Here is a 15,603-nt window from a genome sequence, read left to right as displayed (position 1 = left end):
CCGACTCGGGTCTCGGACAGCTGGTGAGCCACCTCGAAGATCTTCACGGACGCTGGCTAGCATCGGTCGGAAGTCCTCTGTGCCAAATAAAGTGTCGCTCCGAGCGACCGGCGACATTTTATTTGGCCAGGCGACACTTTATTTGGAACGTTCACAACTACCCGCCCGCCACCATGTCGGCGAAGCGCGAGTAGTGGCCGTGAAAGGCAACCGTGACGGTGCGCGTCGGGCCGTTACGGTGCTTGGCCACGATGAGGTCGGCCTCGCCGGCGCGCGGGTTTTCTTTCTCGTAGGCGCTCTCGCGGTGGAGCAAAATAACCATGTCGGCATCCTGCTCGAGTGAACCCGACTCACGAAGGTCGGAAATAGCCGGCATCTTGTCAGCGCGCTGCTCTGGCCCACGGTTGAGCTGGGATAACGCGATCACCGGAACCTGCAGCTCTTTGGCGAGCAGCTTGAGAGCGCGCGAGAACTCGCTGACCTCTTGCTGGCGTGACTCGACTTTCTTGCCACTGGTCATCAGCTGCAGGTAGTCGATGATGACCATCTTGAGGCCGACCCGCTGCTTGAGTCTGCGGCATTTGGCGCGGATCTCAACCAGGGTCATGTTCGGGCTGTCGTCGATGTAGAGCGGTGCGTCGTTGATGCGGCCGCGGGTAGCGGCAATCGTGGTCCAATCGCGCGCCTCAACGGTTCCCTTGCGCATGCTCTGGAGAGGAACGGAAGCCTCCGCCGCAAGCAGGCGCATCGCAATTTCGCTGCGCCCCATTTCAAGCGAGAAGAAGATGCTCGGCATGTTGTGGTGGATGGACGCCGAGCGTGCGAAGTCGAGGGCGAGGGTGGACTTACCCAACGCCGGACGAGCCGCCACGATGATGAGCTGGCCACCGTGGAATCCGTTGGTCAGTTCATCGAGGTCTGCAAATCCCGTGGGGACGCCGCTCATTTGGCCGTCTTTGAGCTTGGCGGCCTCGATTTCCTCGATCGCCGCCGTCACAGCATCGGTGAGCGGAACATAGTCCTCCGTCTGAGTCCCCCCGGTGACGGCATAGATTTCGGCCTGCGCGGTGTTGACGAGGTCGAGAACCTCCCCTTCTGCGGCGTAGCCCATTTGGGCGATACGGGTGCCAGCCTCGACCAGACGGCGCAGCAGCGCGCGTTCGGCCACGATGGTCGAGTAGAACCCCGCGTTGGCAGCGGTGGGCACCAGGCTCGTCAGGGTGTGCAGGTAGTCCGCACCGCCGGCCCGCGACAGTTCACCGACTTTGGTGAGCTCATCGGTGACGGTGATCACGTCGGTCGGCTCGCCTTGGGCGTAGAGCGAGAGAATGGCGTCGAAGATGATCTCGTGCTTGGGGATGTAGAAATCGCCGCCCCGCACGGTCTCGACAACGTCGGCGACAGCGTCTTTGCTGAGCATCATGCCACCGAGGGCGCTTTGTTCTGCGAGGAGATCGTGGGGCAGTGCTCGCTCCGATTTCCAGGCTTCAGCTGGCCGCTCGTTGCGACCGGGTCCACCACTCGCGGACAAACCGTACTCATTTGACGCTGGCTGATTTGCCAGGCCCAGGTGAGCGATTGACACTCGGCACCTCTTTCTCTGTCGTTCTCATAGGTGTATCAGGGCCCACCGACACAAGACGGGACACACCAGCCTGAGCGAGATGCCGACACTGGATCACCCTAAAGAGCGAGCAGCACCCGCCACAAACCCCCCTGTGGATAACCCTGTGGATAATCTGCGCGAAACGCCGTGGAGATTGTGCAGAACCTGTGCACTCACCTGTGGACAGATATTAAAATTAGACGAATAAAACCACTTTGATCAGGCTTTTAAATTATCAACATGGTTGTGAGTAAAGTACCTTCAATAAACCGTTGAACCTTGCCGATACGAATGCTCACCTGTGCACAAAAGCACCGGGTCAATCCCCCAAAACGATCGTTAACGTCACGTAGCGGGGGATTCCCTGAGGAATCCCCCGCTACGGGAGTAGGTGGAAGCTGCCGGTCGTACCGCACCGGACCCACCGAGGTGCGTTGTTACTTGGCGGCGACGACCACGAGGGTGATCGTGGCGCTGAGCTCGTCACGAAGACGAACCGTTGCCGTGTGCTCACCGGTCAGCTTGATCGCGGTGAGTTCGATCTTGCGCTTGTCAACCGTACCGAGGCCAGCGGCTGCAACGGCGTTAGCCACATCCGTGGTCTTGACCGAACCGAACAGGCGCCCGCCGGCGCCGGCCTTGACGACCAGGGTGACCTTGGTGTTCTCAAGCTTGACCTTGAGTGCCTCGGCCTCTTCGAAGGTGGCGTGCTCGCGCGCTGCGCGGGCGGCCTTGATCTGCTCGATCTGCTTCTCGCCACCACGGGTCCACGCAACAGCGAAACCCTTGGGAACGAGATAGTTACGAGCAAACCCGTTCTTGACGTCTACGACGTCGCCGGGTGCACCGAGGCCGGAGACCTCATGCGTCAGAATCAATTTCGACATTTGGTTTCCTTACCGGCCTGAGCCTGCGTAGGGCAGCAAAGCCATTTCGCGAGCGTTCTTGACGGCACGGGCGATGAGGCGCTGTTCCTGGACGGAGACGCCTGTGATGCGGCGGGCGCGGATTTTTCCACGCTCGGAGATGAACTTGCGCAGGGTGGGGACATCTTTGTAATCAATGACACCAACCCGAATCGACTTCGCGGGGGCGGCGTTCTTGCCACCCTTAGCTCCGCGAAGCGGCTTGCGGCGGTCGCCGCTCGACTTTCCAGCCATGATTTCCTTACTTTCTCAAAAAGGTGTTAGCTACGCGCCAGGCGTGGCTTAGAAGGGAGTCTCGTCGCTGAAGTTGCCTGGACTGTTCCAGACGTCTCCACCGGACGCTGCGGGCGCAGCGGCCTTGGCGGGGGCGCTGGGTGCCCACGGCTCATCATTGCCCTGACCGCCGACAGCGGGAGCGCCGCTGCGGGGGCCGGACGACTGCGCGCGAGTGAGGGAAGCGGTGGCGTAGCGCAGCGAGGGACCAATTTCGTCGATCTCGAGCTCCATGCTCGTGCGCTTTTCACCTTCCTTCGTCTCATACGAACGCTGCTTGAGACGCCCGGAAGCGATGACACGCGACCCCTTGGTCAGTGAACCCGCCACGTGCTCGGCGAATTCACGCCAAACGCTCGCACGCAAAAACAGCGCGTCGCCATCTTTCCACTCGTTAGCCGCGCGATCGAATGTGCGCGGAGTGGAAGCGATGGTGAAGTTGGCAACCGCCAGCCCGTTCTGCGTATAACGCAGTTCCGGGTCGCTGGTGAGGTTTCCCACCACGGTGATTACGGTCTCGCCAGCCATGGGCTACTTGTCGCTTGCCTTGTCGGCAACAGCGGCCGGAGCCGGAGTGGCCTTGGCAGCAGCAGGCTTGGCGGCAGCAACCTTCGCGGAGGGGACCGCGGTGGAAGCGGCAGCAACCGGAGTGGATGCGTCGACCTTGGCGGCAACCGGAGCAGCAGCGGCCGGAGCCTCGACTGCATCGGCGACGACAGGCTTCGCAGCAGCGGCAACCTTGGCCGCCGGAGCGGCAGCGGCAGCAGCAGCAGCTTCAGCCTTGGCCGCGATGACCTTGGGGTTGGCAGCCTTGCGGGCAGCCTTCTCTGCGGCCAGCTTGGTCGCGACAACGACCTGGGCAATGCCCTCTTCGGCGCGGAGCACCTTGGTGCGCATGACTGCCTCGGACAGGCTCAGCTGGCGGTCGAGCTCGACCGTGGCTGAGGCGTTCGCGGTGAAGTCGACGACGGCATAAATGCCTTCGGTCTTCTTGTTGATCTCGTATGCGAGACGACGACGACCCCAGACATCAACCTTGTCAATGGTTCCGCCATCGTTGCGAACAACGTTGAGGAACTTGTCAAGGCTGGGAGCTACGGTGCGCTCATCGATCTCGGGATCGAGGATAACCATTAGTTCGTACTGATGCATGACTAACCCACCTCCTTCGGACTAAAACGGCTACAGACTTTCTGTAACAGGAGGGTTGTGCATGTGCTGAACGCGGAGGCCAGGAATCCGGCACGCAGGCAACCTGCCCAGACTACCGGATACCGACTCGTTACGCCAGTTGATCGGCCGGTCTACTCGGTCAGAGTCTCGTTTGCCGCGTTCTGGGCGGCGAGCACGCCCTGGTGCACCGGAATGCGACCGAGGAAGACCTCGTCCAGCAGTGGCCGCATGGCGTTCTCGGCGGCCGGCCAGCCAGCCCCGCGCGGCGCCGGCGCCGTTCCGGCAGCCAAAACGTCGTAGAACGGGCTGATGTCGACCTTTTCGGCGGCCCAGTAAGCAGCGTATGCAGGCTGCGCGGCCAGCACGGCCGGAGACGCTGCGCCGGACGCTCCGATGAATTCGGAGCCGGCAGCGCTCCCGAGCCATTCCAACACCCGCTGAGTTTCCACCGGGTGCTCCGATGAAGCATTTCCGGCAGCAGCAATGCCATCGACCCCGCTGATCGAGCCGGCGGGACCGCTGGGAAGTCGCACGATGCCCCAGTCGAAATTCGCCCCTGCATTCACGTTGGCGAGGTTATACACCCCGCTCTGGAACAGGGCCATCTTGCCCTGCAGAAACTGCTCGCGGCTGAAATCGCCGTTGGTGTTTGTATCGGCGGCCGACGGAGCGACGTGCCATTTGTTCATGAGGTCGACGAGGTACTGGAATGACGTGAGGCCCGGGTCAGACGCAAAGGCATACTGATTCGATTCATTCTGGAACTGGGCGCCACCGGAGGCCAGATAGTTCAGCACCATCGCCTGCAGGTCGTAGCCAGCGTTGTAGCCGTATTGGCTGAGGTTGGAGCCGTCGAACTCTGCACTGTCGGCCGTATTCCCGTTGTAGTCCTTGGTGAGTTTCTGCAGCACGCTGATGAGGGTGTCATTGTTCCCGGTGGGATCCCAAGTGAGCGCAGATACGTCTTCGGCGCTCAGCCCGGCATCACCGAGCAGGTCGGCGTTGTAGTACACCGCGATGCCGGGGTCGGCCAGCTGCGGTACTCCCCACAGCGTGGCATCCCGGGTGTATTGGGCGACGACGGCTGGAACCCAGCCGGCCTGGGCATCCGCTCCAATAGCAGTCGTAATGTCGAGCAGTGCGCCCGCGTCGGCATAGGCGGGATAACTGCCTCCATCGACCCAGAACACGTCGGGGGCACTGTCACCGGCGACGTCGGTGCGCAGCTTCTCGAAATAGTCGTCCCACGGCACGATCTCGACGTCGACATGGATGTCGGGGTTGTCCTGTTCGAAGGCGGTGAAAGACTCCTCGTAGGCGGCAGCGACCTGTTCATCCCACAAGCGCACAGTCACCGTGGTCGCCGTGTCTCCCGTGTCGGAGTCGAAGGAATTCAGTACGGCGACAACCCCGGTGATGACAAGCAGCACGGCGAGCGCGCCGGCAGCAATGATGGTGGAACGCTTGGCCATGATGTCCTTTGTTGACGGATCGAACCTTCCCCAGTGGACCAGCCTACGCAGATCCCGTGATGGCGATCGACCGCACGAAGCTGCGCTGGAACATCAGGAACAGTGCAAGGAGCGGAACGAGCGCGAGCGTCGTGGCCGCCATCACGAGTGTCCAGTTGCCGTTGAACTGGCTTTGCAGGCTCGCTGTGGCCACGGTAACGACGCGCCACTCGGTGCCGGTCGTGACCACGAGCGGCCACATGAAACTGTTCCAGTGGCTCACGATTGTGATGAGGGCCAGGGTGGCGATGATCGGGTGGGACAGTGGCACGACGATCTCGACCAACACGTCGAGGGTGTTCGCCCCATCGAGCCGGGCAGCATCGATGAGTTCCTGGGGAATTCCGCGAAAATATTCGCGCAGCAAAAAAATCGCATAGGGGGAGGCGAACGCGAATGGCAGTACAAGACTCCAAAACGAGTTGCGCAGCCCGGCCTCGGTCATCATGAGGTACAGCGGAACGACAATCACGACCGGCGGGATCATCAGGGTCGACAGATACACCCAGAACAGCACCTGGCGACCGGGGAAGTCGACCCGGGCGAAGGCATAGGCGGCGAGGATCGAGCAGACCAACTGCCCCACCAGAATCAGCACCGCCGCCAGTACCGTGATCAGGATGGCGCGCCCGAATTGAGCCGGACCGTTCAGCAGCAGCGCAAAATTCTCCAGGGTGAACGGGTCAGGCCAGCTCAGCGCCGACTGCTGCGCGAACTGCTCACGCGTCTTGAACGCGGTCAGGATACTCAGCAGGAACGGGCCGAGGGTGAATACGGCGCCAAGGAGCAGCACCAGGTAGACAGCGGCCGTGGTGGAGAATTTAGTCCATCTCATAGGTGACCCTCCGGCGAAAATAGAGCTGCTGGGCGAGGGTGATGACAACCAGGATGACTAACAGGACGACGGCCATGACGGCCGCGCGGCCGAGGTCGAAGGCGTCGAAAGCTTCGTAGTAGATGCGCGCGGCGACAACATCCGTCGATCGTGCCGGGCCACCCTGGGTGAGCGCGTACACCTGGTCGAAGACCTGGAAGGCCGAAATAACGGTGGTGACCAAGACAAAGAACATCGTTGGACGCAACAGGGGCAGCTTGATGTGCCAGAACATCTTGACCGCGCCGGCCCCGTCGATGCGGGCCGCCTCGAGAATCTGCCCGGGAATGTTGAGCAGCCCGGCCATGAAGAACAGGGTGACGTAGCCGACGTTGGTCCAGATCACCACTGCAGCCACGGCCGGCAGTGCCAGTGCGGGGTCACTGAGCCACTCGACGCGCTGCCCGAGCAGGGTGTTGAGTGCCCCGTCGGTGGGCGCGAGGATCCATTTCCACACCACTCCGAGAGCGAGTGGTGCACAAATCCACGGCAATACATAGACGGTGCGAAACCAGGCCGACCCCGGCAGCCCGCGCGTAAGCAGAGTGGCCGCGGCGAGTCCGATCAGGGTCTGAATCGGGACCACGAGCGCGACAAAGATGAGCGTTACCAGCAGTGAATTGCCAAAGACACCGTCACTGAGAACGGATCGGTAGTTGTCGAGACCGACGAAGGTGATCGGGCCGATCAGGTCCCAGCTCTGAAAGCTGAGCCACAGCACAACGAGCACCGGGAGCAGGAGAAAGCAGACCACGCCGAACAGACTGGGCGCGAGCAGGGCATAGCCGGTGATCGCACTGCGTCGACGCAGGCTGTCTTTACTGGACACGCTCCGCCCACCAGTGAGTCAAACGGCGGGTGGCTTCTTCCTCGCCCAGCGGGCCGTCATCAAGTCGTTGCTCGAGCAGATAACGATAGGCCTCGCCCACCTCCCGCCCCGGTTTCACGCCAAGCACGACCATGATCTGTTCACCATCGAGGTCGGGGCGCACGGCGCCGAGCTCTTCCTGCTCGTTCAGCGCGGCAATACGCTGTTCCAAGTCGTCGTACGCGAAACCGAGCCGGTCTGCCTTGCGCCGGTTGCGGGTCGTGACGTCGGCGCGGGTGAGAATATGCAACCGTTCCAGCTGATCCCCCGCGTCCCGCACATACCGGCGTACGGCAGAGTCGGTCCAGGCTCCCTCGGTGTAGCCGAAGAAGCGCAGGTGCAACTCGATCAGGCGAGCGACAGCGTTGATGGTGTCATTGTCGAAGCGCAGGGCGCGCAGTCGTTTCTTCGCCAGCTTCGCCCCGACCACGTCGTGGTGATAGAAGCTCACCACTCCGCCCGGTTCGAGTTTGCGGGTGGCCGGCTTGCCGATGTCGTGCAGCAGGGCGGCGAGGCGCACAATCAGGTCGGGAGACTCAAGGTTGCCGCGTGATTTCTCATAGCCCATGGCCTGCTCCAGCACGGTGAGGCTGTGCTGGTACACGTCCTTGTGATGGTGGTGCTCGTCGATCTCCAATTGCAGGCCGGGAATCTCGGGGAGCACGATCTCGGCCAGGCCCGACTCCATGAGCACTTCGATGCCGGCGCGTGGGTCCTTGGCGACCAACAGTTTCGACAGTTCGTCACCGATGCGTTCGGCCGACACGATACGAATACTGTCCCGCATCTTCTCCATGGCCAGTGCAGTGTCGAGGTCCAGCGTAAAACCCAGCTGCCCGGTGAACCGAGCCGCGCGCAGCATCCGCAGCGGGTCGTCTCCGAATGAAACCTCCGGAGTGCTCGGGGTGCGCAGTCGTTTGGCCAGCAGGTCGTCGATTCCGCCGGCCGGATCAACGAGTGTCAACTGGGGCAGGCGCAGTGCCATCGCGTTGACGGTGAAGTCGCGGCGCAGCAAGTCGGGTTCCAGGTGGCGTCCGAACACGACGTCGGGCTTGCGGGTGGTGCCGTCGTAGCTGTCGGCTCGATAGGTGGTGATTTCCACGGTCTCGCCGGCCAGGCTGGCACCGATCGTGCCATATGCCCGGCCGATGTCCCACTGCGCTTCTGACAGTGGCTTGACGAGCGCGAGGATCTGGTCGGGGGTCGCATCCGTGGTGAAATCCAGGTCGTGCAGTGGACGATCTAGGAACGCATCGCGCACCGGGCCACCGACCAGGGCGAGTTCATGGCCGGCCGCCGCAAATGCGTTCGCCAGACGGGATACCGTGGGAGTGGCAGCCAGGTCGCCCAGTCGTGCGAGGGCTGCCGCGACGCTCTGCATAAGCCCATATTAGTTGGCATCCTGAGGCGCGCAGTCGCGGTGCAGGCGGCTCTAGGCCCGTACGCCGTAGAATCCCCTTATGGTGGCCGAGTCAGATCCCGCGCATCGGCCCGCGCTCCCGGTTGCCGCGTGCGCTGCCGTGCGCCCGGCCGGACGCGGGTCAGGTCATCGGGGATTGCGTCCGATCATGGCGTTTCTGGCCGGATTGCTCACCTTGGCTTCACTGATTTTGGCACCAATATTTTCTTTCCCATTGGCCGGGGCCAACACGGAGAACAGCACGGTCATGAGCGCCGCAACCCTCGAAAACACCATCAGCGTCACCGTATCTCCGACCAATTCAACGCAATTATCGCCTGGCCAGGATTTGATTCTGACGGTGACCGTGCACAACAACACGGACGCTGACATTCCGACCGGCCGCATCGATGTGTACCTCGCGCAACTCGCGCTCACCACACGAGCTGCGCTCGATAGCTGGCTGCGGCCCGATGAGGACACAAACTCCGGCGACCAGCTGGTGGGCGTGCCGACGACGGAAGTTATTCCGGCTCGTACCAGCACGAACCTCAGCATCACGGTTCCGGCCGAGGCCGTTGGATTGACCGACCGAAACGCATGGGGATCCCGTGGGCTCGCCGCGACCCTCAGTGTGGATGACGCGATTCAGGCGCAGGGCCGCGGCACATTTGTCTGGTCGCAGGGCAGCGCCATCACCCCGGTCGAGCTGGCTTCCATCTTGCCGATCACGACCCCGGAGAGCGCGACCGGCCTGATCACGACGAAGGCGCTCGAAGCGTACACAAGCTCGGTCGGTCTGCTCTCTCGCCAACTGGATGCCGCCATAGATACCCCCACGGCAACGATCGCCCTTGATCCGCAGATCATCGCCTCGATTCGGGTGCTCGGCACCGCAGCTCCGGCCTCGGCCGTGGCCTGGCTCGATCGCCTGGCCGGGGCGAGCAATGAGATCTTTCCCCTCGGCTACGCGGATGCTGACATCGCGTTGCAAGCGCAGGCCGGAGCCACGACGCTGCTCGCGCCAACGTCTTTCCTGTCGGCGATTGACGCCAGTCTGTTTGTCGTGCCCCCGGCCACACCAATCCTTGAACCCACGATTAGACCGACCGATGTGCCCAGCATCACGTCCCGGACCAGGGCCACAACTGCCCCCTCCCCAACGCCCACCCCGACTCCCACGCTGGAACCCGGTGCAACGGTCATCCCCTCGACCAGTGACCTGTTGGCGTGGGATTACACGAGCACCGCGATCGGGTGGCCGGTCGCCGGGCACGTTGCGCGCACCGACCTCGGCGTGTTTGCCGCGAGCGGCCAAACCACGACCATCCTCTCCAGCGGCAACGTCGAACAATCCGACGTCTTCACCCCTAATGCCGCATTCACTCTTCCGGGCGGGCTGGCCCTCGTCAGTGACTCCGTGCTCTCGACCGCCGTCCGTGCCGCCGCCGAGGCAACGACCGAGGACGAGTGGCGGGTCAACGTCGCCGAAGCGGCTTCGCTCTTGGCGATCGTGTCTGCGGAGAACCCCAACGCGGCACGCACGATGTTGGTCACTTTCGATCGCAGCAGCCCGGCGAGTGCCACCCGGATCGCGCAGACCCTCGCGGCGCTCGATTCTACGGCTTGGTCGAACGCGGCTCCGCTGCAGTCAGCCGTGAACTCCGCCCCGGCCACCACGGTGACGTTTCACGACCAGGCCATTGACAGCAGCCGGGTCACGCTCGCCCGATCCCTGTTGCAGCGTGAGGGGGCGATCGCTGAATTCGCCACCATTTTGGCCGACCCTATTGCGTTCACCGCGCCGGCACGACTGAATGTGTTGGCCCTTCTGGACACGACCTGGGCTTCGCAGGCAGCGGCCTGGGATATGCAGGTCCAGGCGAGCCTGGCTGCCTCCTTCGACCTGATTCACGCCGTGACCGTCACCACCCGTGGACCGATTATTGTGGTCGGCAGCAAGGTCGACCTCCGCATCACGCTCAATAACGCTTTAGACCAAGCCGTCACCGTGCGTGCCGAGATTGTGCCCTCCAACGGTCGACTCGTTGTCGGTGACACTCTCGAGACCATTATTCAGCCCAACTCCGCACAGGCGGTTTCCGTGCCGGTCAGCGCTGCCGTCGGTAATGGCGACGTCGTCTTGCGAGTCACTTTATTCACCCTGAACGGCACTCCGCTGGGCCAGCCGGCCCCCATCGATGTCAGCGTGCGCGCCGACTGGGAAGGAGTCGGCGCCAGCATTTTCGCGATCCTCGTGGTCGGCTTCTTTGGTTTCGGCATCTGGCGTAACATCGTGCGCCGGCGCCGGGAACGCGCCGGTGCGGAATCAGCTACTGCAGGCGACAAGGTGTTGCCGGAGGCAAAGTCCGATGTCTAATACCGTGACCGGCACCGGTGGAATCGGTCGAGCGAGCGCGTTCCTGGCCTCTGGCACGATCGTGTCGCGCATTCTCGGCTTCGTCAAGGTCATCGTGCTCGCCGCCATAATCGGCCAGTTCGGAGCCGCTGCCGATACTTTCGCGATCGCCAATCAGCTGCCGAATACGATCTATGTGATCGTGGCCGGCGGAATCCTGACGGCCGTTCTGGTTCCGCAAATTGTTCGTGCCAGCCTGCACGCCGACGGCGGCACGGCCTATATCAACAAACTGCTCACGCTGGCTCTGGTCGTGCTGTCTGCGGCGACCCTCGCGGCTACCCTGTTGGCTCCCATCATCACCGGGTTCATCGGCTTGAACCTGCCACAGAACGAGAAGGCGCTGGCCGTGGCATTCGCCTACTGGTGCCTTCCGCAAATGTTCTTCTATGGCCTCTACACGCTGCTGGGCGAAGTCCTCAATGCTCGCAAATCCTTCGGACCATTCACGTGGGTGCCGGTACTCAACAACCTCGTAGCCATCGCCGGCCTGGTCGTTTTCGCGACGCTGTTTCGCCCCGACCCATTCGGTGATCGTTCGGCTACCGAGATCACATCGGCCATGGTCGCTGTGCTGGGAGGCAGTGCCACCCTCGGCGTGATTACCCAAGCCGTCGTGCTGTTCTATTTCTGGCACCGCATCGGTTTGCGCTTTCGCCCGGACTTCCACTTTCGCGGCGTCGGTCTCGGGGCCGCAGGAAAAATGGCGAGCTGGACCTTCGGCATGCTGCTGCTCACCACTTTCGCGGGCATCGTCGAAACGCAAGTCGTGACGCTGGCACACGGTAAAGCATCCGTTGCCGTTCTTGCCACCGCCTGGCTGATCTTCATGCTGCCGCACTCAGTGATCACAGTGTCGGTCGCGACGGCGTACTTCACCCGGATGAGCGAACATGCCTCACTCGGTAATTGGACTCTGGTGAAAACGGATGCCTCGAGCGCGATTCGGGGAACGTCGCTGGTGATCGTGCTCGCTGCGGCCATTATTGCGGTCTGCGCCTATCCTTTCGCTGCCGTTTTCGTGACACCATTCGACCAGGTTCAATCCATCGGCAACGTCATCATTGCGTTTATTCTGGGGCTCGTCCCGTTCTGCGTATTGTTCGTTGTACAACGAACCTTTTACGCCCTCGGCGACACACGGACACCGTTTTTTTTCACCCTGTTCCAGGTCGTTTTGCTCGTCTGCGCCGTGGTGGCATGCGCGTGGCTGCCGACAGACTGGATTGCTGTGGGCATCGCCGGTTCGATCACTGTGACCGGCACACTGCAGGCCATTCTGGCCGTGCTGCTTCTGCGCCGTCGAATGCACGGTATCGACGGGCACCGTATTCTGCGCAGCCTAGTGAAATACCTGGTCGCCGTCATCATTCCCCTGGCTGCGGGTCTGACCCTCATGGTGATCCTGGGGGGCAGTGTTGAGAATGGCTTCGCAGTGTCCTCACGGCTTACGGCCATGGTCTCCATGGTTCTCATCGGTATGGTCATGGCCGCGAGCTACTTCGGCCTGCTGCTGCTCATGCGCAGCGACGAGCTCACAGCGTTCCTGACGCCCTTGCGTGAACGGTTGCGCCGCTAGGTACCACGATGGCCGCAGTCGCCGCAGCGCCGAGGTGAAGGCTGCACCCGGTTTTCCCTAACCCGTGCCGGTGCAGCGCCTCCAAGCTGGGAGGCCATGGAATAGCAGCCGATTAGGATGTGTTGTATCGAAGCGTGAGGCGGGATATTGCCCGTCTTGCCCATTACTGCAAGGAGCGTGCGCGTGCGTCAGATCATCATCATCGGTTCCGGACCGGCCGGCTACACGGCGGCGATTTACGCCGCCAGGGCCAACCTCAAACCGCTTCTGATTGCCAGTTCGGTGGAGGCCGGCGGTGAATTGATGAACACGACCGACGTCGAGAACTTTCCCGGCTTCCCGGAAGGCGTACAGGGACCCGACCTGATGACCAAAATGCAGGAGCAGGCGGAACGCTTCGGCACCGAGGTCCTCTACGACGACGTCGAATCTGTTGACCTGTCGGGACCGATCAAGACGGTCACCCTCGGCAACGGTGACGTTGAGCAGGCGCTCACGGTCATTTTTGCTACCGGTTCCGCTTACCGCAAGCTGGGCCTCAGTGATGAAGAACGTCTCTCCGGCCGCGGCGTCTCCTGGTGCGCCACCTGTGACGGTTTCTTCTTCAAGGGCAAAGAAATCGCCGTGATCGGCGGTGGCGACTCCGCCATGGAAGAAGCCACGTTCCTCACCCGGTTCGCCTCCAAGGTGCACGTCATCCACCGCAAGGGTGAATTGCGTGCGTCGAAGATCATGCAGGAACGTGCCTTCGCAAACGACAAGATCGAATTCACCTGGAACTCCGAGGTCGTCGGCATCACCGGCACCGACGCTGTCGACGGTCTCACCCTGCGCGACACGGTTTCTGGAACCGAGACCAGCCTGCCTGTTGGTGGCGTGTTCGTGGCGATCGGCAACGATCCACGCACGCACCTCGTGCACAAGCAGCTCGATCTCACGCCAGAAGGCACCATCGCCGTCGCGGGCCGATCCTCGCTCACCAGCCAGGCCGGCGTGTTTGCGGCTGGCGACGTGATCGACTCCAGCTACCGTCAGGCGATCACTGCGGCTGGCTCCGGCTGCGCGGCCGCTCTCGACGCAGAGCATTACCTCAGCACCCTTCCCCCTGCCTTGCTGGCCCAAGCCGGCGACACCGAACTCGCATCAGTTATCTAAGGAGTATTACATGTCCGCACGATCCGTTACCGAAGCCAACTTCGAGCAAGAAGTCATCAACAACGAGAAGACCGTTCTGGTGGATTTCTGGGCCGAGTGGTGTGGCCCTTGCCGCGCCGTCAGCCCGATCCTCGACCAGATTGCCACCGAGAACGCCGACAAGCTCGACATCGTCAAACTCAATGTCGACGAGCACCCCGCCTTGGCCGCGAAGTACCAGATCACCTCCATCCCCGCGATGAAGGTCTTCCAGAAGGGTGAGGTCGTCAAGACCGTCATCGGCGCCAAGCCGAAGCCGCAGCTCGAGAAGGACCTGGCCGACTTCCTCGTCTAAACCAGTCTCCCCACGATTAGACCCGTCCGGCATCGACCGGGCGGGTTTTTTCCTGCCCGGCACCACCCCATACGATAAAGAACACAGTAGAACGGATGTGACGTGACAATTCAGGGTTCCCCTCAGGCCGGCCCTGTGCAGACAAGTACTGCGCAGGGCGGCAATAACCTCGACCCGTGGTACCACCACTACGCCGACCGAGCCGCCGGGCTCAAGGCATCCGAAGTGCGTGCACTCTTTGCCGTGGCTTCCCGCCCCGAGGTGGTCTCACTCGCCGGCGGCATGCCGTACGTCGCCGCCCTGCCACAGGACCTCGTCATCAACGCCATGGACCGGGTCATGCGGGAGAAGGGTGCCACCGCCCTGCAATATGGCTCTGGTCAGGGAGTTCCCTTGCTACGAGAGCAAATTCTCGACGTCATGGCACTCGAAGGCATCAAGGCCAACGCCGACGACGTGGTCGTCACGACCGGCTCCCAGCACGCCCTGGAATTGGTGAGCAAATTGTTCCTGAACCCCGGCGATGTCGTCATCTCCGAAGGCCCCAGCTACGTCACCGCCATGGTGATCTTCAAGTCGTATCAAGCCGAGATCGACCACGTGCCGATGGACGAGAACGGCCTGATCCCCGCCGCGCTGATCGAGCACATTGCGGCCCTCAAGGCAGCCGGACGCACCATCAAGTTTCTGTATACCATTCCCAGCTTTCACAATCCGGCGGGCGTGACGCTCAGTTGGGCACGACGCCTGGAAATTCTACAGATCTGCCGCTCGAACAACATCTTGGTGCTCGAGGACAACCCATACGGGCTGCTCTATTTCGACCAGCCTGCGCCAGATGCCATCCGCTCGCTCGAGCGCGACGGCGTCGTCTACCTGGGCACCTTTTCCAAGACACTCGCCCCCGGCTTTCGGGTGGGCTGGGCACTCGCCCCGCACGCGATCCGCGAGAAACTCGTGCTCGCCAACGAGGCGGCCGTGCTTTCTCCCAGCGCCTTCACCCAGATGGTCATCTCGGAATACCTCTCTACGGCCGACTGGAAAGCGCAAATCAACACGTTTCGTGGTGTGTACCACGAACGCAAGAATGCCATGCTGGCTGCCCTGGATGAATATCTCCCCGACCTGAGCTGGACCAATCCAACCGGTGGTTTCTACGTGTGGGTGACCCTGCCCGAACAACTCGATTCCAAAGCCATGCTTCCTCGTGCGGTCAGAGAACTTGTCGCATACACTCCCGGGACCGCGTTCTACGCCGACGGTGATGGACGCCAGAACTTACGTCTCGCGTTCTGCTATCCCACCCCCGACAACATCCGACTTGGCATACGCCGTCTGGCTACTGTTATTCGCGGCGAACTCGACCTACTCGATACCTTCGCGGGCACAGGATCACTCGGCGCTGCCCCAGATCGGCCGGGGACCCAGAATCCGCGTTTCGGCGGCCCGCCAGCAAATATCTCCTAAATTCGCTTTACCACCCACA

General features: G+C 62.1%; 14 protein-coding genes and 1 pseudogene. 5 read left to right on the top strand and 10 right to left on the bottom strand.

The window, feature by feature from the left end:
• Positions 1–157: 157 nt before the first annotated feature.
• From dnaB to CXY74_RS18180, 10 genes and pseudogenes are all read right to left on the bottom strand, one after another.
• Positions 158–1,585 (bottom strand): replicative DNA helicase, encoded by a 1,428-nt coding sequence (dnaB, locus tag CXY74_RS05305; protein WP_370446127.1) that lies wholly within the window; start codon positions 1,583–1,585, stop codon positions 158–160.
• A gap of 458 nt (positions 1,586–2,043) precedes the next feature.
• On the bottom strand, positions 2,044–2,493 hold the full coding sequence (gene rplI / locus CXY74_RS05300) for a 50S ribosomal protein L9 (protein WP_092110565.1): 450 nt from the start codon (positions 2,491–2,493) through the stop codon (positions 2,044–2,046).
• Positions 2,494–2,502: 9 nt separating this feature from the next.
• Positions 2,503–2,766, bottom strand: coding sequence for a 30S ribosomal protein S18 (gene rpsR / locus CXY74_RS05295; protein WP_035835236.1), 264 nt, complete (start codon positions 2,764–2,766; stop codon positions 2,503–2,505).
• 48 nt (positions 2,767–2,814) lie between these two features.
• A complete protein-coding gene (locus tag CXY74_RS05290) occupies positions 2,815–3,333 on the bottom strand; it encodes a single-stranded DNA-binding protein (RefSeq protein ID WP_104197299.1) in 519 nt (172 codons plus the stop codon).
• Between the two features lie 255 nt (positions 3,334–3,588).
• Positions 3,589–3,957: pseudogene (gene rpsF / locus CXY74_RS05285) on the bottom strand (30S ribosomal protein S6); the annotation flags it as partial.
• Between the two features lie 152 nt (positions 3,958–4,109).
• The gene (locus CXY74_RS05280; RefSeq protein ID WP_104199469.1) at positions 4,110–5,450 is read right to left on the bottom strand and encodes a sugar ABC transporter substrate-binding protein; all 1,341 of its coding nucleotides are present in this window, start codon (positions 5,448–5,450) and stop codon (positions 4,110–4,112) included.
• Positions 5,451–5,493: 43 nt separating this feature from the next.
• Positions 5,494–6,324, bottom strand: coding sequence for a carbohydrate ABC transporter permease (locus CXY74_RS05275; RefSeq protein WP_104199468.1), 831 nt, complete (start codon positions 6,322–6,324; stop codon positions 5,494–5,496).
• Positions 6,311–7,192, bottom strand: a complete 882-nt coding sequence (locus CXY74_RS05270; RefSeq protein ID WP_104199467.1) for a carbohydrate ABC transporter permease — start codon at positions 7,190–7,192, stop codon at positions 6,311–6,313. Before CXY74_RS05270 ends, CXY74_RS05275 begins: the two co-directional genes overlap by 14 nt.
• Complete coding sequence (locus CXY74_RS05265; RefSeq protein WP_104199466.1) at positions 7,182–8,612, bottom strand: CCA tRNA nucleotidyltransferase; 1,431 nt, start codon at positions 8,610–8,612, stop codon at positions 7,182–7,184. Before CXY74_RS05265 ends, CXY74_RS05270 begins: the two co-directional genes overlap by 11 nt.
• A 165-nt stretch (positions 8,613–8,777) precedes the next feature.
• Positions 8,778–8,900 carry a hypothetical protein gene (locus CXY74_RS18180; protein WP_255409520.1) on the bottom strand — a complete coding sequence of 41 codons (123 nt, stop codon included), beginning with the start codon at positions 8,898–8,900 and terminating at the stop codon, positions 8,778–8,780.
• On the opposite strand from CXY74_RS18180, the gene CXY74_RS05260 reads away from it, so the two are divergent.
• From CXY74_RS05260 to CXY74_RS05240, 5 genes are all read left to right on the top strand, one after another.
• Positions 8,842–11,010 carry a DUF6049 family protein gene (locus CXY74_RS05260; RefSeq protein WP_233193235.1) on the top strand — a complete coding sequence of 723 codons (2,169 nt, stop codon included), beginning with the start codon at positions 8,842–8,844 and terminating at the stop codon, positions 11,008–11,010. The two genes, CXY74_RS18180 and CXY74_RS05260, sit on opposite strands and share 59 nt — an antisense overlap.
• Positions 11,003–12,628: a murein biosynthesis integral membrane protein MurJ gene (gene murJ / locus CXY74_RS05255; protein ID WP_104199464.1), complete on the top strand. Its 1,626-nt coding sequence runs from the start codon at positions 11,003–11,005 to the stop codon at positions 12,626–12,628. Before CXY74_RS05260 ends, murJ begins: the two co-directional genes overlap by 8 nt.
• A gap of 183 nt (positions 12,629–12,811) precedes the next feature.
• Entirely contained in the window at positions 12,812–13,783 is a 972-nt protein-coding gene (trxB, locus tag CXY74_RS05250; RefSeq protein ID WP_104199463.1) for a thioredoxin-disulfide reductase, read from the top strand.
• Between the two features lie 10 nt (positions 13,784–13,793).
• Positions 13,794–14,117 carry a thioredoxin gene (gene trxA / locus CXY74_RS05245; RefSeq protein WP_104199462.1) on the top strand — a complete coding sequence of 108 codons (324 nt, stop codon included), beginning with the start codon at positions 13,794–13,796 and terminating at the stop codon, positions 14,115–14,117.
• A 102-nt stretch (positions 14,118–14,219) separates the two neighbouring features.
• Positions 14,220–15,584 (top strand): PLP-dependent aminotransferase family protein, encoded by a 1,365-nt coding sequence (locus CXY74_RS05240; protein ID WP_370446126.1) that lies wholly within the window; start codon positions 14,220–14,222, stop codon positions 15,582–15,584.
• Positions 15,585–15,603 lie beyond the last annotated feature (19 nt).

The organism is Cryobacterium sp. Y29, assembly GCF_002929825.1.
Lineage (GTDB): Bacteria > Actinomycetota > Actinomycetes > Actinomycetales > Microbacteriaceae > Cryobacterium.
The sequence above is the reverse complement of the archived record's forward strand: the minus strand, read 5'-3'. Positions and strand labels throughout refer to the sequence as shown.

What these genes read in the sequence shown, in the direction of transcription:
- rplI (WP_092110565.1), bottom strand. Translation starts at nt 2,493, where the DNA reads ATGTCGAAATTGATTCTGACGCATGAGGTCTCCGGCCTCGGTGCACCC.
- rpsR (WP_035835236.1), bottom strand. Translation starts at nt 2,766, where the DNA reads ATGGCTGGAAAGTCGAGCGGCGACCGCCGCAAGCCGCTTCGCGGAGCT.
- CXY74_RS05290 (WP_104197299.1), bottom strand. Translation starts at nt 3,333, where the DNA reads ATGGCTGGCGAGACCGTAATCACCGTGGTGGGAAACCTCACCAGCGAC.
- CXY74_RS05280 (WP_104199469.1), bottom strand. Translation starts at nt 5,450, where the DNA reads ATGGCCAAGCGTTCCACCATCATTGCTGCCGGCGCGCTCGCCGTGCTG.
- CXY74_RS05275 (WP_104199468.1), bottom strand. Translation starts at nt 6,324, where the DNA reads ATGAGATGGACTAAATTCTCCACCACGGCCGCTGTCTACCTGGTGCTG.
- CXY74_RS05265 (WP_104199466.1), bottom strand. Translation starts at nt 8,612, where the DNA reads ATGCAGAGCGTCGCGGCAGCCCTCGCACGACTGGGCGACCTGGCTGCC.
- CXY74_RS18180 (WP_255409520.1), bottom strand. Translation starts at nt 8,900, where the DNA reads ATGACCGTGCTGTTCTCCGTGTTGGCCCCGGCCAATGGGAAAGAAAAT.
- murJ (WP_104199464.1), top strand. Translation starts at nt 11,003, where the DNA reads ATGTCTAATACCGTGACCGGCACCGGTGGAATCGGTCGAGCGAGCGCG.
- trxA (WP_104199462.1), top strand. Translation starts at nt 13,794, where the DNA reads ATGTCCGCACGATCCGTTACCGAAGCCAACTTCGAGCAAGAAGTCATC.